General features: G+C 64.3%; 19 protein-coding genes. 11 read left to right on the top strand and 8 right to left on the bottom strand.

The genetic code is table 11. The features are described from left to right. Nucleotides 1-24: 24 nt before the first annotated feature. From ACKODO_RS03400 to soxY, 7 genes are all read right to left on the bottom strand, one after another. Nucleotides 25-1,296 (bottom strand): FCSD flavin-binding domain-containing protein, encoded by a 1,272-nt coding sequence (locus tag ACKODO_RS03400; RefSeq protein WP_408982041.1) that lies wholly within the window; start codon nucleotides 1,294-1,296, stop codon nucleotides 25-27. 16 nt (nucleotides 1,297-1,312) lie between these two features. Next, the gene (locus ACKODO_RS03395; protein ID WP_408982040.1) at nucleotides 1,313-1,657 is read right to left on the bottom strand and encodes a c-type cytochrome; all 345 of its coding nucleotides are present in this window, start codon (nucleotides 1,655-1,657) and stop codon (nucleotides 1,313-1,315) included. 3 nt (nucleotides 1,658-1,660) lie between these two features. After that, nucleotides 1,661-2,323, bottom strand: a complete 663-nt coding sequence (locus ACKODO_RS03390; RefSeq protein ID WP_408982039.1) for a c-type cytochrome — start codon at nucleotides 2,321-2,323, stop codon at nucleotides 1,661-1,663. After that, nucleotides 2,307-3,581: a sulfite dehydrogenase gene (gene soxC / locus ACKODO_RS03385; RefSeq protein ID WP_408982038.1), complete on the bottom strand. Its 1,275-nt coding sequence runs from the start codon at nucleotides 3,579-3,581 to the stop codon at nucleotides 2,307-2,309. The genes ACKODO_RS03390 and soxC overlap by 17 nt, the downstream gene beginning before the upstream one ends. Nucleotides 3,582-3,592: 11 nt before the next feature. Then, the gene (gene soxB, locus ACKODO_RS03380; protein ID WP_408982037.1) at nucleotides 3,593-5,287 is read right to left on the bottom strand and encodes a thiosulfohydrolase SoxB; all 1,695 of its coding nucleotides are present in this window, start codon (nucleotides 5,285-5,287) and stop codon (nucleotides 3,593-3,595) included. A gap of 106 nt (nucleotides 5,288-5,393) precedes the next feature. Beyond that, nucleotides 5,394-5,723 (bottom strand): thiosulfate oxidation carrier complex protein SoxZ, encoded by a 330-nt coding sequence (gene soxZ / locus ACKODO_RS03375; RefSeq protein ID WP_408982036.1) that lies wholly within the window; start codon nucleotides 5,721-5,723, stop codon nucleotides 5,394-5,396. Nucleotides 5,724-5,746: 23 nt separating this feature from the next. Further along, entirely contained in the window at nucleotides 5,747-6,199 is a 453-nt protein-coding gene (gene soxY / locus ACKODO_RS03370) for a thiosulfate oxidation carrier protein SoxY (protein ID WP_408982035.1), read from the bottom strand. 233 nt (nucleotides 6,200-6,432) lie between these two features. Between soxY and ACKODO_RS03365 the strand changes: the two genes are divergently transcribed. The 11 genes from ACKODO_RS03365 to phoB all read left to right on the top strand — a co-directional run bounded on the left by ACKODO_RS03365 (nucleotide 6,433) and on the right by phoB (nucleotide 17,559). After that, nucleotides 6,433-7,746: a DUF3422 family protein gene (locus tag ACKODO_RS03365; RefSeq protein ID WP_408982034.1), complete on the top strand. Its 1,314-nt coding sequence runs from the start codon at nucleotides 6,433-6,435 to the stop codon at nucleotides 7,744-7,746. 80 nt (nucleotides 7,747-7,826) lie between these two features. Then, nucleotides 7,827-8,174 (top strand): thioredoxin family protein, encoded by a 348-nt coding sequence (locus ACKODO_RS03360; RefSeq protein ID WP_408982044.1) that lies wholly within the window; start codon nucleotides 7,827-7,829, stop codon nucleotides 8,172-8,174. Between the two features lie 60 nt (nucleotides 8,175-8,234). Continuing rightward, complete coding sequence (locus tag ACKODO_RS03355) at nucleotides 8,235-8,576, top strand: metalloregulator ArsR/SmtB family transcription factor (RefSeq protein ID WP_408982043.1); 342 nt, start codon at nucleotides 8,235-8,237, stop codon at nucleotides 8,574-8,576. 63 nt (nucleotides 8,577-8,639) lie between these two features. Beyond that, nucleotides 8,640-9,671 carry a lysylphosphatidylglycerol synthase domain-containing protein gene (locus ACKODO_RS03350; RefSeq protein ID WP_408982033.1) on the top strand — a complete coding sequence of 344 codons (1,032 nt, stop codon included), beginning with the start codon at nucleotides 8,640-8,642 and terminating at the stop codon, nucleotides 9,669-9,671. Nucleotides 9,672-9,677: 6 nt separating this feature from the next. Continuing rightward, on the top strand, nucleotides 9,678-10,916 hold the full coding sequence (locus ACKODO_RS03345; RefSeq protein WP_408982032.1) for an ATP-binding protein: 1,239 nt from the start codon (nucleotides 9,678-9,680) through the stop codon (nucleotides 10,914-10,916). Nucleotides 10,917-11,036: 120 nt separating this feature from the next. After that, complete coding sequence (locus ACKODO_RS03340) at nucleotides 11,037-12,086, top strand: PstS family phosphate ABC transporter substrate-binding protein (protein WP_408982031.1); 1,050 nt, start codon at nucleotides 11,037-11,039, stop codon at nucleotides 12,084-12,086. A 101-nt stretch (nucleotides 12,087-12,187) separates the two neighbouring features. Beyond that, the gene (gene pstC / locus ACKODO_RS03335) at nucleotides 12,188-13,555 is read left to right on the top strand and encodes a phosphate ABC transporter permease subunit PstC (protein ID WP_408982030.1); all 1,368 of its coding nucleotides are present in this window, start codon (nucleotides 12,188-12,190) and stop codon (nucleotides 13,553-13,555) included. After that, nucleotides 13,548-15,284 (top strand): phosphate ABC transporter permease PstA, encoded by a 1,737-nt coding sequence (gene pstA / locus ACKODO_RS03330; RefSeq protein ID WP_408982029.1) that lies wholly within the window; start codon nucleotides 13,548-13,550, stop codon nucleotides 15,282-15,284. The genes pstC and pstA overlap by 8 nt, the downstream gene beginning before the upstream one ends. A gap of 37 nt (nucleotides 15,285-15,321) precedes the next feature. Then, the gene (gene pstB / locus ACKODO_RS03325) at nucleotides 15,322-16,128 is read left to right on the top strand and encodes a phosphate ABC transporter ATP-binding protein PstB (RefSeq protein ID WP_408982028.1); all 807 of its coding nucleotides are present in this window, start codon (nucleotides 15,322-15,324) and stop codon (nucleotides 16,126-16,128) included. 17 nt (nucleotides 16,129-16,145) lie between these two features. After that, a complete protein-coding gene (gene phoU / locus ACKODO_RS03320; protein ID WP_408982027.1) occupies nucleotides 16,146-16,859 on the top strand; it encodes a phosphate signaling complex protein PhoU in 714 nt (237 codons plus the stop codon). Nucleotides 16,860-16,863: 4 nt separating this feature from the next. Then, a complete protein-coding gene (phoB, locus tag ACKODO_RS03315) occupies nucleotides 16,864-17,559 on the top strand; it encodes a phosphate regulon transcriptional regulator PhoB (protein WP_408982026.1) in 696 nt (231 codons plus the stop codon). Nucleotides 17,560-17,622: 63 nt separating this feature from the next. Here phoB and ACKODO_RS03310 read toward each other — a convergent pair whose 3' ends face one another. Further along, nucleotides 17,623-17,781 (bottom strand): GcrA family cell cycle regulator, encoded by a 159-nt coding sequence (locus ACKODO_RS03310; protein WP_408982042.1) that lies wholly within the window; start codon nucleotides 17,779-17,781, stop codon nucleotides 17,623-17,625. Nucleotides 17,782-17,792 lie beyond the last annotated feature (11 nt).

The raw sequence follows: 17,792 nt of genomic DNA, 5'->3' as shown, positions 1-17,792 counted from the left end.
CCTGTTTCGCCCGGAACCGGATTCTCAGCCGAACATGTCCTCAATGATGCCGGCATACCAGCCCATGTTCTCGGCCTGCGTCTGCTTGCGCAATTCGGCCGTCTCGCCGGTCCTGGAGATGAAGGTGGAGGAGGCGGTGATCTTGCCGTCCTTGGCCTCGTAGGCACCGCCGACCTTCACGGTGTCCTCGGTCTCGATCAGGCTCCAGCAGGTATTGGCGTAGCGCGCCGGGAAGGTGCGCGCGCCGATCAATTCGCCGCGGATCGTCATGGCTGCGACCTTCGCCTGCGAATTGGCGGAGAAGGCGGATTTCGGCATGTCGCCCGCAATGGTGGAATCGCCCAGCACGAAGACATTCGCATCAAGCGCGCTCTTCATGCTCTCGGGCAGGATCGGACAATAGCCGGTCTGGTTGGCAAGGCCGGAATCCCGAGCGATCGCGCCGGCCATCTGGGCCGGAATCACATTCACCAGCGCGCAGTTCTTGTAGGTTTCAAAGCCGGTGACCACCGTCCCGGTCTTCGAATCGACCGATTTCACGCCATCATGCACCTTGGGGCCGAGCCATTCGACGAGGCCCTTGTAGTGCTTGTCCCAGCCCTCCTGGAACAGGGCCTGCTTGGAGAAGGACTCCTTGGGGTCGATGATGAAGATCTTCGACTTCGTCTTGCCCGTGCGCTTCAGCACATGCGCGAACATCGAGATGCGCTCATAGGGTCCGGGCGGGCAGCGGAAGGGGTTCGGGGGGGCGATCATCACGATGACGCCGCCATTCGGCACCGCATCGAGCCTGCGCTTCAGCAGGCGGGTCTGCGCGCCCGGCTTCCAGGCATGCGGCATGCGCTCTTCATGTTCCTTCCCCCAGCCGGGAACGGAATCGTATTTCAGGTCGATGCCGGGCGAGACGACGACGCGATCATAGGCGATGCGCCGGCCATCGGCGAGCACCACCTGCTTCCTGTCGCGGTCGATTATCTGCGCGCGTGCGCGGGCCACGTCAACGCCATGGCCGGGCAGCTTCGCGTAATCATGCAGGATCGAGGCATAGTCGCGGAAGCCGCCGAGGAAGAGGTTCGAGTGGAAGCAGGTCTGGTAATTCGGGTTTTCCTCGATGAGAGTTACAGCGATCTTCTTCTCGCTGTCCCTGGCGATGTACTTCGCAGCGGTGACACCGCCGGCACCGCCGCCGATGACGACAACCCGGGGTCTGGCCTGGCCCAGCACGGCAGGCGCAGGCAATGTGCTCGCGGCGGCGATCGCGCCGGAGCCGATCAGAATGTCTCGACGTGTCGTCATGGTTTCCCCTCGATTGTCAGCGTTGTGGCTTGAGCGAGCCAAAATAGGCGGCAAGAGCGAGGAGTTCGTCTTCCTTGAACTGCCCCGCAATGGTTCGCATGATCGGGTTTTCCCGGTCACCTTTCTGGTAGGCATGCATCACGGCGAGAAACTGGTCCTCCGGCCAGCCGACGATGGCTGGAACGCCGCCGACCTGCCGCCCGGATTTCTGGTGGCAGGTGACGCATTCACTGGCGAGATATTCTCCGAGAGCCTTGTCGCCGCGAAAAGTGCCGGTGAAAGCCCGGCCGGGCCAGCCGGCCAGGATGAAAAAGGCAAGAAGAGCGGCGGAGGCCGTCGCGATCCTTTTCCCGTCCCTCATCAATCATTCCACCTTGATGCTCTTGTCGCCGCCTTCGGGCGTCACGTCCAGAACCGCGGCGCGACCTGTGATCTTTGTGTCAGGCTTGCAGTTGGTCATGCAAGGGGGGCGGTTCCAAAAATGTCTTTCCGCCTGTTCGCGGTCATCATCGTAGAAGGCCGTGGCATTCGGCATCTTCACCGAAAGAAAGTTTTCCCGGCTCAGCACAAAATCGTCGTTCACGATGTTGTTCATATTGAGCAGGAACGCGACGATCGCGTAGGTCTCGTCCGCCGTCAGCGATTGCGCGTTGCCGTAGGGCATGGCCCGGCGAATGTAGTCGAATGCGGTGGAGAGATCGGGCCAGAACGAGCCGATCGTCTTTTCCGGCCGGTCATCCTTCATCGTGCCCTGTCCGCCCGCGAGAACCGGCCAACGGCCAACGCCCTCGGCGAATTCGCCATGGCAGGCGGCGCAACGCTCGATGAAGAGCGTCTCGCCATCCTTCACGCTGCCCTTGCCGGGCGGAAGGCCCTTGCCGTCGGCGCGGATATCAATGTCCCAGGCCTCGATTTCGGCCGGCAGGGCGGCGCGCCCGAGCCCGGTCTTTCCCGCCTGCGCGAAAGCCGGGAAGCCGAGCGCGACCGCGAGGGTAATACCCAGCAAGGCCCTAGAGGATCTCGACATTTTCGGTCTCCCCGTTCGGCTTCACATGCCAGGTCTGGATGCCGTTATTGTGATAGATGGAATTCACGCCGCGCACCTTGCGCAGCTCATCCTTGGTGGGCTGCACATAACCGGTCTCATCCATCGCGCGGGACTGGATGAGCAGGTCTTCGCCCTGCCAATCGAAATCGACATAGAACCGCGTAAGCGACATGGGCAGCACCGGTCCGTCGATGCGCGCATTGCGCCAGTTCCTGCCGCCATCGATGGAGACATCCACCCGGGTGATCGCGCCGCGGCCCGACCAGGCGAGGCCCGAGAGCACGTTCGGGCCCTTCTGGCGCAAGGGCGCCTGCGGTGAGGGGTTCGTCACCACGCTCTTCGCATCCATGACAAAGGTGAAGCGGCGCGAGCGGCCATCGGCGAGGAGGTCGGTATACTTCGAGGTTTCCTCGCGCTGCTGCCAGGGCTGGTCGCCGATCTCGAGGCGCCTCAGCCACTTGATCCACATATTGCCTTCCCAGCCGGGCACCACGAGGCGCAGGGGATAACCCTGCTCCGGCCGCAGCGCCTCGCCATTCATCGCCCAGACGACGAGGCAATCCTTCATCGCCTTCTCGATGGGGATGGAGCGTGTCATCAGCGAGGCATCGGCCCCCTCCGCCAGCAGCCACTTGGCATGGTTGCGCATGCCGGCTTCATCCAGCAGCGTCTTCAGCGGAATGCCCGTATACCACACGTTATGGATCATCCCGTGCGTGAACTGGCAGCCATTGAGCTGCGCGCCACGCCATTCCATGCCGCCATTGGCCGCGCATTCGAGGAAGTAGAGCTTGTTCACCCGGCCCGGAAAGCGCTTGAGGTCGTCCATGGTGAAGACCAGCGGCTTCTCGACAAGGCCATGGACCATCAGCCGATGCTTGCCAGGCTCGATCTCGGCCACGCCCGCATGGTGGCGCTCGAAGCACAGGCCGTTCGGCGTCACGATGCCGTCGAGCTGATGCAGCGGTGTGAAGTTGATCGAGGAGATCGTATCCGCCGTGAGCCATCCCACATGGCGGCGCACGACGCCAGCCTCGAACTTCGATGGCTTGCCATAGGGGGCGGCATCGACGCCGGGACCGAGGAAGCGGTTCCAGTCCTGCGGCTCGGTGATCAGCGGGTCGGGCTTCTGGCCCTGCGCCCGGGCCCCGCCGGCGGCGGCCAGAGCGCCCGCGCCGGCCGCGGCCGCCAGAAAGCCGCGGCGGCTGGTCGGTCTGTCCTTTCGCGCATCGGACATGTGCTTCTCCTTCAAAGGCCCACGACCTTCACGGCGCTTTCGTTGCGCGGCGTGATCGTCTTCCTGGCGGTGAGATATTGGCCGACCACATCCCAGATGGGCGGCCCTTGCGTGCCCTCATTGATGGAGGCCCAGCCCGCGACCACATAATCGCGGCTGGCATCGATGGGCGCTCCGGTCTTGAGGAAGGTCATGTTCGAGATGCGGTTTCCGACCGTGCCGAACGGGTTGATCAAAAAACCCATGCCGCCGACGCGCACCATGTCGCCGCCCCCCTGATAATAGGGGTCGGGGTTGAAGATGTTGTCGCCGATATCCTCGAGGATGGCCTTCAGCATCGAGCCCTTCATCGTCGTGCGGTAGCATTGCGGGTAGGTCATCGCGGAGGCGTTGGCGATGTCCTCGAAGGTGATGTCCTGCCCCGGCAGGAGGCTTCCGCCCCAGCGCATGCCGGGCGAGAGCGAGATTTCCGCATCGCGCACTTCCAGCATCGCATCGGTGAAGACATCGTCGAGCGAGCCCTGGAAATTGCCACGGCGATAGAGCAGCCCCTCGGTGCATCCAAGGACACGCTTGAGGTCTTTCTCGTAAGGCGCGCGATGCCTGGCGATCAGCGCCGCCATCTCGGCATCGGGCTCGATCGCATCCGAGAAGATCGGGATCAGCCGGTGGCGGTAGCCCTGCACGCGCTTTTCCCGCACATCAAGATCAAGCCGGGAGATGAACTTGCCATAGGCCCCGGTGGCGATCAGCAGGGTCTGCCCCACGCGCACCGGCTCGGGAAGCGCATCATGCGTGTGCGAGGTGAGGATGACGTCGATGCCCTTCACGCGGCCCGCCATCTTGTGGTCGATATCGAAGCCGCTATGCGAGAGCAGCACCACGAGATCGGCGCCCTCGCCGCGCGCTTCCTCCACCTGCCGCTGGAGTTCATCCTCCCGCAACCCGAAGGCCCATTTCGGGAACATCCAGCGGGGATTGGCGATGGCCGTGTAGGGATAGGCCTGCCCGATGACGGCAATCTTCACGCCGCCCTTCTCGAAAATCTGGCGCGGCTCGAAGACCCTGTCCTCGAATTCGGTGTCGCGGATGTTCTGAGCGAGAAGCGGGAAGGGCAGGCTTCTGGTGATCTCCTCCACCCGCTCCGCGCCGAGCGTGAATTCCCAATGCGCGGTCATGGCATCGGGCTTCAACAGGTTCATGCAATCCACGATATCCTGCGCCTTCGTTTGCAGCGAAGTCCAGGAATTGGTCCAGGTATCCCCGCAATCGAGCAGCAGGCAGCGATTATCGCCGCGTTCCGCGCGGATCGTCTTGATCACGGTCGCCAGGCGATCAAGCCCGCCCATCCGGCCGTAATTCTTGGCGAGCGAAGCGAAGTCCTCGCTCGTGAGCGCATAGGCCATGGGGGAGCCGACGGGAATCTTGTAGAGGTCGAGGAAATCCTTCCCCGTGATATGCGGCACCCGGCCCTTCGCCTCGCCGACGCCGAGATTGATCGAGGGCTCGCGGAACCAGGTCGGCACGAGCTGGGCATGGATATCCGCGACATGCAGCAGCGTGACATTGCCCAGCGGCTCGAAACGCAGGATATCGCCTTGCGTCAGCTTCTGTTGCGCGAAGGCGCGCCCCGCGCTCAGGCCGGAGCCGGCCAGAAGCGCAGAGGCCGCAAGACCTGCCTGCACCAGCTCTCGCCGTGAGACCATGGCCGTTTCTCCCCTTTTTCGGCCGCGCTTTCCCCTTCACGACCAGGTGAGGGGCGGTGGGGTCGGGTTTCGCGTTGTGACGTGCTTCTCCGCAGCCGCCGTTGCCTCAGGCGACCGTCAGCTTGGCCTTCGTTTCGTAGACGGAGCCGTCATCATCCTTCCACTGAAAGATGAATTCGCCGCTCTCCACCGCCTTGTAGAAGAACGACTGATAGGGATTCGCGGAGATGGCCGGATGCCAGATCGCCTCGAACACCGTCTTGCCGTTGAAACTGGCGGTGAAGGTGTTGATGATCTTGCGCGGAATGGTGGCACCCGCGGAGTCCTTGCGCTGGCCGCTTTCCATCTCGTGGCTGATGAGGGTCTTGATCTCGATCAGCTCGTCCTTCTTGGCGTTCGCGGGAACACGGACGCGGGGCACGGGTTTGTTGGACATGTCGAAACTCCTCGCCTCTCGTCTCAGCCGCCGCAGCCGCCGATGGTGACCTTCACTTCACTCTTTGTGGAGAAGAGCGATCCGTCGGCCATCTCGGCGACGGCGACGATATTCTGCGTCTGCGCGAGGCGCATGCGGGTCGAGGCTGCCGCCCTGCCGCAGGCCGGCGTGAAACGGAAGCTCGCAATGCCAGGCAGCGGGTTGCCATCCGCGAAGACATGGACCGTCTTCACGTGGTCCTTCTCCGTCATCGGGCTTTCAACCTCGACGCTGATCGGCACCACGAGGCCGTTCTCCGCGATCTGCGGCACATCGAGCCTGATCTTGCCGGAGCCCGGCTTCTTGTCGCCGTAGAGCTTCCTGAGTTCGGCTTCCACCGCCGCCGCATCGGCGCGGGCAAGGCCGGGGGCGAGCGCGAGAGCAGCTGCCGTGAGGCAGAGCGCATCGCGGCGCGAGACAGTGGTCAGCGACGTCATGCCGGGAATCCTCCTCGGGTTTCAGCCATGATCTGGCGTGGAAAGTCCTGCCATGCCAGCCCTGTTCTTCTATTTTGTGAGCAACGGTATATAGGTTTTCTTGAATGTAAAGCATCGAGCCCGCCATTTTTCGATCGGGAAAGCCTTCGCGCCAAGTAGCCATCTGCTTCCGAATTCGGCATAAGAAGATACCGGCGCGCTTGCCGGGGCCTTTCGCTCGAGTCGCAGAATCCATGGCCAAGGTTGCATCCACCCCGCCTTTCGAGCCGCATCCCGCGCGCGATTCGGTCCTGCTCGAAGCCCATTCCCGCCCGTTCTTCCCTTTCTCCGCGCCCGCCCGCCTCATCGGCCTCGCCTTCCTGCGCGGCAGCGAATCGGCCGAAGTGCTGCGCGAGCGGCTCGACAATTTTGCCCGCTCGCATGGGCGCTCTCCCGCCCCGGAAGGCGCGAAGCACCATCGTCACGAGTTGCCCCAAGGCCTTTTCCGCTGGGAAGAGCATACGGAATTCACCACCTTCGTGTTCCTGCTCTCGGGCGAGCATGCGAGGTTCGAATCGCCTGCCGCCGACATCATGCGCAACCTGCCGCTGCCGGAGCAGCCAGGGCCGCATCTCGTCTCGATCGACATCGCCTTCGTGGAAGATCCCGAAGGCGATGCCGCGATCGGGCGCCTGCGCCAGTCCATCCTCTCGCATTCGATCGTCGAGGATGGCATGGCCGAGATGGCCTCGGATTTCGCGCCCGATGAAGGCGGTTTCGTGCGCTTTGTCGTCATCAATCGCGGCATGACCGATCGTCGTCTCGGGGCGCTGGCGCGTGACATCACGGAGGTCGAGTTCTACCGCACCATGGCTCTTCTGGGCCTGCCCGAGGCGCAGCGCATCGGGCCGGTGATCCGGGAAGTGGAGCAGGGGCTCGCGAAACTCACCGCCGAACTCGTGCATCGTCAGCGGCTCGACGAGGGCGATGCGCTGCTCGCGCGCCTGACCATGATGACCGCGAAGGTGGAGAGCGAGATCGCCCGCACCACTTTCCGCTTCGGGGCCACGCGCGCCTATGCCGCGATCCTCAACGAGCGGCTCGAGGGCATGGGCGACCCAGCGGGTGTCACCGCGCCGGCCATCTCGAGCTTCCTGCAAAGGCGAAACGCCCCCGCGTTCCGCACCTGCGAGCGCATGGAGGCGAATCTCGCAAGCCTTGCCGCTCGCCTCACGCGCGCTTCGGGCCTGTTGCGCACCCGCATCGACGTGGAACTCGCCAAGCAGAATAACGGGCTGCTCGGGGCCATGAACGAACGCACCCAGTTGCAGCTTCGCCTGCAGCAAACCGTGGAAGGCCTCTCGATCGCGGCCATCAGTTATTACGTGGTCGGGCTGGTCAGCTTCCTGCTGAAAGGGCTGAAGGATCGCGGCCTGCTGCCGGTCTCCACCGATGTCGCGACGGCGCTCTCGGTGCCGGTCGTCGTGCTCGCCATGGCCTTCGTCATCCGACGCATCCGCCGGAAAAACTTGAGGAACAATCCGCCGGATGGCACGCCCCGCTTGTGAGCGGGATCGTCTTCGCCTATTTCCATGCGATGCGGATGTCCCTTCCCCTTGCCCGCTTCCGGCGCGGATGGACTGCGGTGATGCTTGCCGCTATGGCGCTTGGCTGGAGTGCCGCCCCCGCCGCCTCTGCAGAGCTCGTGCTTTTCGAGCGCGCGGGCTGCCCCTGGTGCCGGAACTGGGACCGGGAGATCGGGCCGATCTATCCGAAGACGCAGGAGGGCGCGAAAGCCCCCTTGCGCCGCGTGAGCCTTGACAAGCCGCTTGCACCGGAATGGAAACTGGAACCTCCGATCTATTTTTCACCAACCTTCGTATTGATGGAAAACGGTCGTGAAATCGGGCGGATCACAGGCTACATGAATGCGGAAAGCTTCTGGGGCCTGCTGTCTGTCCTTCTTTCCAAGGCGGGCACGGCGCCGCCACCTTAACGTCGCGCTCGCGATCAGGAACATGCCATGAGCCAGCTGGCCACCCTTGCGAAGGATGAGATGAACGCCGCCGATGGAGGTGGCCATGACCTCGACATGCTGATGCGCAAGGCGCGAAAGGCCAGCGATTTCCTCAAGGCGCTGAGCCACGAGAGCCGCCTGCTGCTGCTGTGCCTGCTCGCCGAGCGCGAGCGTTCCGTCTCCGAACTCGAGCAGATCCTTTCGCTGCGCCAGCCCACCGTTTCGCAGCAGCTTGCGCGTCTGCGGCTCGATGGCCTTGTCTCCACGCGCCGCGAGGGCAAGTCGATCCTCTACAGCCTCGCCGACGAGGATGTGCGGCGGGTCATCACGGTTCTGTATTCGATTTTCTGCGCACCCTCCGGTAGCGCGGCAGGCGATTGACCTTATTGGAACCGGCGCGCTACGACCCGCCGAGGCCGGATGGAGAACGGGCCGGGAGTGAATATGCTGAAAGGCCTGGGACAGGAAACGGAGGCGGCCGAGGAATCCGCCGCGCGGCTGCGTCGTGCTCGCTGGTTCAAGCTGCTTGGCACCCTGGCCAGCGCGACCCTTTTCGCGCTTTCGCTGACGGTCCTGTATTTCGTCATCGGTGAACTCGACAGCGCGCAGGTGAAGGCCGCCTTCGCCCGGGCCAGCGGCGAGCAGATCATGCTGGCGATCTTCTTCACCGCCATCTCCTACCTGATGCTCACCGGCTATGACCGGGTGGCCCTGCGGGAGGTGACCGTCCAGAAGATCTCCTACCGCATTGCGGCGCTCGCATCCTTCACGAGCTATGCCGTGAGCTTCACGCTCGGCTTTCCGCTGCTGACGGCGGCCACCGTGCGCTACTGGATCTATTCCTCGGTCGGCCTCGGCGCGAGCGCCATTGCGAGCCTGACGCTGATTGCCGGCATCACGTTCTGGCTCGGCATGGGGGTGGTGTTCGGCCTGGTGATGATGTTCCAGCCGGAATCGGCGGGCACGTTCACGCGGCTGCCCGTCTCCATGAACCTGCTGATCGGCGTCGCAGTCTTCGCCGCCATCCTGGTCTATCTCTTCCTCGTCCGGAACAATCGTCGCCGGTTCATCGTGCGGGGCTGGCGACTGCGACTGCCGAGTTTTCCTGTCACGCTGAAGCAGATGATTCTCGGCGCGATCGATGTCTGCGCCGGTGCCGCGGTTCTCTGGGTGCTGCTGCCGCCCGATGCGCATGTGCCTTTCGCGACCATGCTGGCGGCCTATGTGTTCGCCGTCGTGCTCGGCATCGCCAGCCACGCGCCGGGAGGGATCGGTGTGTTCGAGGTGACGATGCTCCTGGCGCTGCCCGGTGTGCCGCGCGGCGAATTGCTGGGGGCGCTGCTCGTCTATCGCCTTGTCTATTATCTGCTGCCTTTCATCCTGGCGCTGATCCTGCTCGGCACCCGAGAGTTCATGCTGCGTGCCGGCATGCTGCAGCGCCAGCTTGAAAGTCAGCCCGCCTCCGAGCGGGAATAACAGACGATGGCGGAAGGGCCGGGCGGGCGATCCGGAGATTGGCCCTATCGGGTGAGCTTCGTCCTCGCTCTGGCGATTCCCCTGCTGGCCATTGCCCTTGGCTCACCGATTCCCGTCGTGCTCCTGCTTCTCGCGCAGGCGGCCCTGCTGGGCTGGCTGCTCCTGCGGAACGTGGCGATGCCGCGCGAGACGTTCGTGGTCGCCGGCGCGACGGATGCCTCGCCTGATTTGCGTGCGGCACTCGATGCATTGCCTTCTCCCACCATCCTCGTCGATCGCCGGGCCATTGTTCAGCATGCGAACCGGGCCGCCTTCGGTGCCTTTCCGGGGTTAAGGAAGGGCTTTCCGCTCTCGAACACCCTGCGCGACCCGACGCTGACCCAGGCCCTCGATTCGGTGCTGCGCGGTGCAGAGGGCGAGCGGGCGGAACTGATTGAACGGGTGCCGGTGGAACGCAGCTTCGAGGTTTCCATCCGCCGGCTTGCCAGCGGCGAGTGGGTAAGCGCGGCCGTGCTGCATTTCCAGGACACGACACAAATCCGCCGCGTGGAGCAGATGCGCGCGGATTTCGTGGCCAATGCCAGCCATGAACTGCGCACGCCGCTCGCTTCCGTGCTGGGATTCGTCGAGACTTTGCAGGGCCCCGCGAAGAATGATGCCGCCGCGCGCGAGCGCTTCCTCGGCATCATCGCCGAGCAGGCGCGGCGCATGACGAGGCTCATCAACGACCTGCTCTCGCTTTCGCGTATCGAGATGCGGGCGCATATTCCGCCATCGGAGCCGGTCGATCTGCGCCCGCTGGTGCTGCATCTTTTCGATCTGCTGGGGGGGCTTGCCGCCGAGCGGAAGGTGAAGCTCGAAGGCGACCTGCCGCAGGATGGCGACTTCGTCGTGCCGGGGGAACGCGACGAACTCGTGCGCCTCTTCGAGAACCTGATCGAGAATGCCATCAAGTATGGCAGCGCAGGCGGCAAGGTTCGGGTGACGCTTGCGCGCCGCGAAGGGGAGGTGGTGCTGGAAGTGCGTGATTTCGGCCCCGGAATTGCCGCCGAACACCTGCCGCGCCTCACCGAACGCTTCTACCGCATCAGCGCGACCGAGAGCCGGGAGCAGGGCGGCACCGGGCTTGGCCTCGCCATCTGCAAGCATATCGTCACGCGGCATCGCGGCCGGCTGGAGCTTGCGAGCCCCGAAAGGGCCGGATTGATTGTAACAATCGTGCTGCCGGCTTATAAAGCCGTCTAAATTCAAGCGCTAAGCCTGTCATCGTTCTGTCGTCGCGGTTCGCTAGAAGAGCGCCAACTCGCCGGGAGCTTTCGGGTTGGTCGGCACTGTCCTTGATGTCCGAACGATGGAGATTTCCTCATGACATCCTTCCGTTCCACCGCCCTTCTGGCCTTGGCGCTTCTCTCGTCGACCGGCCTGGCCGCTGCCCGCGACCAGATCCGTATCGTCGGTTCGTCGACTGTCTATCCCTTCACCACGGTGGTGGCTGAACAGCTCGGCAAGACCGCCGGCGTGAAGACCCCGGTCGTCGAATCCACCGGCACCGGCGGTGGCATGAAGCTGTTCTGCGATGGTGTCGGCGTGCAGTTCCCGGATGCCACCAATGCCTCGCGCCGCATGAAGGCGGGCGAGTTCGAGCTTTGCCAGAAAAACGGCGTGAAGGACATCATGGAGCTGATGATCGGCTATGATGGCCTGTCGTTAGCCTTGTCGAAGAAGAACCCGCCGCTGTCGCTCACCCGCGCGCAGGTGTTCCTGGCCCTCGCCAAGAACGTGCCGGGCCCGGATGGCAAGCTGATCCCCAACCCCTACAAGACCTGGAACCAGGTCGACCCCTCGCTGCCGAACCGCCCGATCGAGGTGCTCGGCCCGCCGCCGACCTCCGGCACGCGTGACTCGTTCCACGAGCTTGTCCTGGAGCCGGGCGCCGAGCAGATCCCGGCCATGAAGGCGCTGAAGGCGGCGGACCGCAAGGCTTTCGACGCCGCCTGGAAGTCGATCCGCGAAGACGGCGTCTATGTGGAAGCCGGCGAGAATGACAATGTGATCGTGCAGAAGCTCGAAGCCAATCCGGGCGCGATCGGCATCTTCGGCTATTCCTTCCTCGAGGAGAATGTTTCGAAGGTGCAGGGCGTGAAGCTCGATGGCGTGGAGCCGAACGAGGAAACCATTTCCACGCTGAAATATCCGGCGGCGCGCGAGATGTTCGTTTATGTGAAGAAGGCCCATATCGGCGTGGTGCCGGGCCTTGACAAGTTCGCGCAGGAATTTGTTTCCAATCGTGCGGCTGGCGATGGCGGCTACCTCGAGAAGAAGGGCCTCGTGCCGGTTCCCAAGGCGAAGCTGGCAGAATCTCAGGCAAACGTGACGGGTCTCAAGGTCATGACGGGCGAAGGCCTGCCGAAGTAAGCCTGGCGCGGGAGTAAGCCTGGCGCGGGAGCGCAGCAATCCGGCCGGCCCTCGTTTCGAGTGGCCGGCCTTGATGTGACAGGACGAGCGGGGAAGCAAACGTGAGCCTCATCTATTTCTCGCTGCTGCTCCTGATGTCGGGCTTTGCCTATGTTCTGGCCCGCGGGCGCGCGGCCGAGGGGGCGCGTGGCGCGACCTTCCACTCGCGGCCGGCCTATCATGGCCTGCTCGCCGGGGCGACCGTGGCCCTGCCGATGTTCGCGGTCTTCGTGATCGGTTCTTTCCTGACCGGCTTCGCGGCTGAAGGGCAGGCGCTCGCCGCGCTCGATCCGGCTCTGGCGGCCGATCCGCTCCGCCGTGGCGTGGCCCTGCGCCAGATCGCCGATCTGGCGGCGGGAAGGCCGGTCGCCGGCGATCTTTCCGCGCTGGCCGCTGCGGTGGAAACGTGGCGCAGCGTCCGCCAGATCGCCATTGCCGCCATTTATGCCCTGGGCCTCGCTTCGGGCGTGGCCGGTCTGCTTTTCGCGTTGCGGCGCATCGCGCCGGATTTCAAGGCACGCAACCGGTTCGAGCGTCTCGTCTCCATCTTCCTGATGCTCTGCGCGGGCATCGCCGTGCTGACCACGGTCGGCATCGTGTTCTCGGTGGTGTTCGAGACCTTCCGCTTCTTCCAGCGCGTGTCGCCGGTGGAATTCCTGACCGGCACGCATTGGTCGCCGCAGACGGCGATCCGCGCCGATCAGGGCGGTTCGTCGGGTGCCTTCGGCATCGTGCCGCTGCTCACGGGCACCTTGCTGATCTCGACCATCGCCATGCTGGTTGCAGGCCCGATCGGTCTTTTCGCGGCGATCTACATGGCGGAATATGCGTCGCCTCGCTTCCGCGCCATCGCGAAGCCGGTTCTCGAAATCCTTGCCGGCATTCCCACCGTTGTGCTCGGCTTCTTCGCGGCCCTCACGATCGCCCCGTTGATCCGAGTCACCGGGCAGGCCCTTGGCCTTGATGTCGCCTCGGAAAGCGCGCTCGCGGCGGGTCTCGTGATGGGGATGATGATCATCCCCTTCGTCTCCTCGCTGTCGGATGACGTGATCACCGCCGTGCCGCAATCCCTGCGTGACGGCTCCTTCGGGCTTGGGGCCACGAAATCCGAGACCATCAAGCGCGTCCTCCTGCCGGCAGCCCTGCCGGGCATCGTCTCGGCCTTCATGCTCGCGATTTCCCGCGCGGTGGGCGAGACGATGATCGTGGTGATGGCGGCGGGCCTTGCGGCCAATCTCACCTTCAACCCGCTCGATGCGGTGACGACCTTCACCGTGCAGATCAAGACCATCCTCGTCGGCGACCAGGAATTCGACAGCGCGAAAACGCTGGCGGCCTTCGCGCTCGGCTTCGTGCTCTTCTTCTTCACGCTGACGCTCAATGTCATCGCGCTCGCGATCATCCGGAAATATCGGGAACAATATGACTGATCCGGCTCTCCCCCCCGTGATGAACCGCGCCGCCGCCGGCGTCGATTTCGACAGCGCGGAAGCGCGTGCGCGCCTCAAGAAGCGTTATCGCGCCGAAGCGCGGTTCAAGGCGCTGGGCATGATGGCGGTGCTGGTGACGGCGGCCTTCCTGGGCTTCCTGCTCGTCGATATCCTGCGCAAGGGCATTCCCTCCTTCTTCGAGCATCGCGCCAACCTGGAAATCCGGTTTGATCCCGCGGTGATCGATCCCAGGGGGGCGCGCGATGTCGCGGATCTGCGCGGCGCCGATTACCAGGCGCTGGTGCGCGCGGCCCTGCAGGCGCAATTCCCGGAAGCCACGGATCGCCGCGCGCGCCGCGCGCTCGACAGCATGATCTCCTCCGGCGCCGTGGATGATCTGCGCAAGGCGGTGCTCGCCGATCCCGGCATCATCGGCCAGACGCGCGTGATGCCGCTGCTGCTCGCGTCGGATGCCGATCTGTTCCTGCGCCAGCGCGAGACGCTGATCACGCGGCGCAAGGGCGCCCGGCCGTTGAATGTGGAAGGCGAGGGTTCCAACATCACCCTGCGCAATGGCGGGGCGGCCTTCCGGGTCGCGCTTGCCGAGACCAAGGCTTTCCTTGCCGAACGCCGTCGTGCTCTGCTCGCTGAACTTGCGACCCTGCCGCCGGCTGGCGGCAATGCCAGCGTGGACGCGAAGCGCAACGAACTCGAACAGGCGGCTAACACCATCCAGGCGCGCATCACCGACGCGAATGCGCCCGAAACGCTGACGGATCGCGAGCCGAGCCTGTTCGTATCCATCGGCGGCGGCATCCTGAAAATCACGGAGATCGGCCCGAATGATGCGAAGGCGACAACCCTTGTCGCGCCGAGGCCCGGCTCGCTCATCACGGATTGGTCGGTGCTGACCCTGCGCGTTCCGGAGACGAACCGCCGCGTGAATGATGCCGTGAGCGCCTGGCTCGAAACCCTCGCGCAGCGCGGCATGACCGAGAAAGCCTTCAATGCGCGCTTCTTCACGAATGGCGACAGCCGCGAGCCGGAACTCGCGGGCATTCGCGGCGCGCTGATCGGCTCGGCGCTCACCTTGCTCGTCACGCTGCTGCTCTGCGTGCCGATCGGTGTCGCGGCGGCGATCTATCTCGAGGAATTCGCCCCGAAGAACCGTTTCACGGATCTTCTGGAAGTGAACATCAACAACCTCGCCGCCGTGCCCTCCATCGTGTTCGGCCTGCTGGGTCTCGCGGTGTTCCTCAATGCCTTCAACCTGCCGCGCTCGGCACCGCTGGTGGGTGGTCTGGTGCTGGCGCTGCTTGTGCTTCCCACCATCATCATCGCGAGCCGCGCGGCACTGAAGGCCGTGCCGCCCTCCATCAAGGAGGCCGCGCTCGGCATCGGTGCCTCTCATCAGCAGGCGGTGTTCCACCATGTGCTGCCGCTCGCCATGCCCGGCATCATGACCGGCACCATCATCGGCATGGCGCATGCGCTGGGCGAGACCGCGCCGCTGCTGATGATCGGCATGGTGGCCTTCATCGTCGATATTCCCGGTGCGATCACCGAGGCCGCAACGGTCCTGCCGGTGCAGATCTTCCTGTGGTCCGATCTGCCCGAACTCGCCTTCCAGTCCCGCACCGCGGGCGCGATCATCGTGCTGCTCGGCTTCCTGCTCGTGATGAACGCGGCGGCGGTCATCCTGCGGCGGATGTTCGAGCGCCGCTGGTGAGCCGGCCTTTCCCCTTTTCGCGTTTCGAGGACGCCCCATGAACGAGACAGCCAACCCTGCAGCCACGTCCGAGACAAGCGAAGGCCCGCGGGCAAAGATCACCGCGCGCAACGTCAACGTCCATTACGGCGACAAGCACGCGCTGAAGGACGTGTCGGTCGATGTGCCGGAAAAGGGCGTGATGGCGTTCATCGGCCCTTCGGGCTGCGGCAAATCCACCTTCCTGCGCTGCATCAACCGCATGAACGACACGATCCCCATTTGCCGGGTGACGGGCGATCTGCGCATGGATGGCCGCGACATCTACGAGCCCGGCCTTGACCCGGTGCTGCTGCGCGCGCGGGTGGGCATGGTGTTCCAGAAGCCGAACCCCTTCCCGAAATCCATCTACGAGAACGTGGCCTATGGCCCGCGCCTGCATGGTCTTGCGCGGGACCGGAGCGAACTCGACCAGATCGTGGAAGGAGCCCTGCGCAAGGCGAGCCTATTCGACGAGGTGAAGGACCGTCTGAAGGACAGCGGCACCTCGCTCTCCGGCGGCCAGCAGCAGCGCCTCTGCATTGCCCGCGCCATCGCCGTGCGGCCCGAGGTGATCCTCATGGACGAACCCTGCTCGGCGCTCGACCCGATCGCCACGGCGAAGATCGAGGAACTGATCGACGAACTGCGCTCGAACTTCACGATCGTCATCGTGACGCATTCGATGCAGCAGGCCGCGCGTGTCTCGCAGCGCACGGCCTTCTTTCATCTCGGCAAGCTGATCGAGGAGGGCGTGACCGACCAGATCTTTATGAACCCGCGCCAGGAACTGACGCGCAACTACATCACCGGCCGCTTCGGCTGATCGGACGGGAGAGCCCCATGACCAATCACACTGTCAAGGCGTTCGACGAGGAGCTCGGCGTCCTCTCGCGCAAGATCAATGAAATGGGCGGCATTGCCGAGGCGATGCTTGTCGAAGCGATCGATGCGCTCGTGAAGGGCGACAAGACCCGCGCCGAGGCCGTGGTGCAGCGCGACAAGGCCCTCGATGCCCTCCAGCAGGAGATCGAGGATCTCGCGGTGGTCTTCATCGCGAAGCGCCAGCCCATGGCCAATGACTTGCGCGCCGTGATGGGCACGGTGCGCATCGCCGGGGACATCGAGCGCATCGGCGATCTGTTCAAGAACATCGGCAAGCGTGTCCGCGCCATGGATTCGACCATGATCGGCACGCGCACGCTTTCCGGCATCCAGAACATGGCGCGCATGGTGCAGGAGCAATTGAAGCTGGTGCTCGACAGTTTCTCGCAGAACAGGCCGGATCTCGCCCGCGAGGTCTGGCTGCGGGACGGAGAGATCGATGCGCTGCATAACTCGCTCTTCCGCGAATTGCTGACCTACATGATGGAAGACCCCCGCGCCATCACCTATTGCGCGCATCTCCTGTTCATCGCCAAGAATGTCGAGCGCGTGGGCGACCATGCCACCAACATTGCCGAGACCGTGCACCTGGTCGAGACCGGCGAGCCGCTGGCGGGGCCACGCCCCAAGGCGGAGGACACGCATTACACCAAGGGCCTGAAGGCGGAGTGACGCCATGGCCCTGCGCGTGCTGATCGCCGAGGACGAAGAGGCGCTGGCGGTTCTCCTGCGCTACAATCTCGAGGCAGAAGGCTTCGTCGTGGAGCATGTGGCGCGCGGCGACGAAGCCGATCTGCGTCTCAAGGAAGACCCGCCGGATCTTCTCCTGCTCGACTGGATGATGCCCGGACTCTCGGGCATCGAGATCTGCCGCAGGCTGCGCGCCCGCAAGGAAACCGCGCGGCTGCCGGTCATCATGCTCACCGCGCGCGGCGAGGAAACGGATCGTGTCCGCGGCCTCGAGACGGGTGCGGATGATTACATCGTGAAGCCATTCTCCGTGCCGGAACTGATGGCGCGGGTGAACGCGCTTCTGCGCCGCACCAAGCCGGATCATCTCTCGGATCGGCTTGAACTCGGCGATCTGCTGGTGGATCGCCGCGCGAAACGCGTGCATCGTGCCGGGAAGGAACTGCATCTCGGGCCCACCGAATTCCGCCTGCTGGAATTCCTGATGCAGAATCCGGGGCGGGTCTATTCGCGCAGCCAGCTGCTCGACGGCGTCTGGGGGCGCGACACCTATATCGACGAGCGCACGGTGGATGTGCATGTCGGTCGCCTGCGGAAAGCCGTGACGCGACGGGGCCAGAAGGACCCGATCCGCACCGTGCGCGGCACGGGTTACGCCTTCGACGAGACCTTCGGCGGGTAGAGCTTCCTGCGACAAGGAAGGGGGCTTGCGCTCCCCTTTGAAATTCCAGCGATGTCGCGCGCTTCAGCCCGAGCGGCGGCGATCATTCTGCGGCTGGTAGGCGATGCGGCAATGCGCGTCGCAATAGACCTTGCCCATGCCCGAATCCGCGCCGCAATAGGCGAAACCACCATCCAGCGGATCGCCCATCGGCCATTTGCACAGGCCTTCGCGCAGCTCCATGATCGAGATGC

It is taken from the genome of Rhabdaerophilum sp. (assembly GCF_046092605.1).
Lineage (GTDB): Bacteria > Pseudomonadota > Alphaproteobacteria > Rhizobiales > Beijerinckiaceae > Rhabdaerophilum.
This window is presented reverse-complemented; position numbering and strand designations above follow the sequence as displayed.

Coding starts and splice junctions, on each gene's coding strand:
- ACKODO_RS03400 (WP_408982041.1), bottom strand. CDS start 1,296: ATGACGACACGTCGAGACATTCTGATCGGCTCCGGCGCGATCGCCGCC.
- phoB (WP_408982026.1), top strand. CDS start 16,864: ATGGCCCTGCGCGTGCTGATCGCCGAGGACGAAGAGGCGCTGGCGGTT.
- ACKODO_RS03345 (WP_408982032.1), top strand. CDS start 9,678: ATGGCGGAAGGGCCGGGCGGGCGATCCGGAGATTGGCCCTATCGGGTG.
- phoU (WP_408982027.1), top strand. CDS start 16,146: ATGACCAATCACACTGTCAAGGCGTTCGACGAGGAGCTCGGCGTCCTC.
- ACKODO_RS03360 (WP_408982044.1), top strand. CDS start 7,827: ATGCTTGCCGCTATGGCGCTTGGCTGGAGTGCCGCCCCCGCCGCCTCT.
- soxY (WP_408982035.1), bottom strand. CDS start 6,199: ATGACGTCGCTGACCACTGTCTCGCGCCGCGATGCGCTCTGCCTCACG.
- ACKODO_RS03340 (WP_408982031.1), top strand. CDS start 11,037: ATGACATCCTTCCGTTCCACCGCCCTTCTGGCCTTGGCGCTTCTCTCG.
- pstB (WP_408982028.1), top strand. CDS start 15,322: ATGAACGAGACAGCCAACCCTGCAGCCACGTCCGAGACAAGCGAAGGC.
- ACKODO_RS03365 (WP_408982034.1), top strand. CDS start 6,433: ATGGCCAAGGTTGCATCCACCCCGCCTTTCGAGCCGCATCCCGCGCGC.
- ACKODO_RS03350 (WP_408982033.1), top strand. CDS start 8,640: ATGCTGAAAGGCCTGGGACAGGAAACGGAGGCGGCCGAGGAATCCGCC.
- soxC (WP_408982038.1), bottom strand. CDS start 3,581: ATGTCCGATGCGCGAAAGGACAGACCGACCAGCCGCCGCGGCTTTCTG.
- ACKODO_RS03310 (WP_408982042.1), bottom strand. CDS start 17,781: ATGGAGCTGCGCGAAGGCCTGTGCAAATGGCCGATGGGCGATCCGCTG.
- ACKODO_RS03390 (WP_408982039.1), bottom strand. CDS start 2,323: ATGTCGAGATCCTCTAGGGCCTTGCTGGGTATTACCCTCGCGGTCGCG.
- ACKODO_RS03395 (WP_408982040.1), bottom strand. CDS start 1,657: ATGAGGGACGGGAAAAGGATCGCGACGGCCTCCGCCGCTCTTCTTGCC.
- ACKODO_RS03355 (WP_408982043.1), top strand. CDS start 8,235: ATGAACGCCGCCGATGGAGGTGGCCATGACCTCGACATGCTGATGCGC.
- pstA (WP_408982029.1), top strand. CDS start 13,548: ATGACTGATCCGGCTCTCCCCCCCGTGATGAACCGCGCCGCCGCCGGC.
- soxB (WP_408982037.1), bottom strand. CDS start 5,287: ATGGTCTCACGGCGAGAGCTGGTGCAGGCAGGTCTTGCGGCCTCTGCG.
- soxZ (WP_408982036.1), bottom strand. CDS start 5,723: ATGTCCAACAAACCCGTGCCCCGCGTCCGTGTTCCCGCGAACGCCAAG.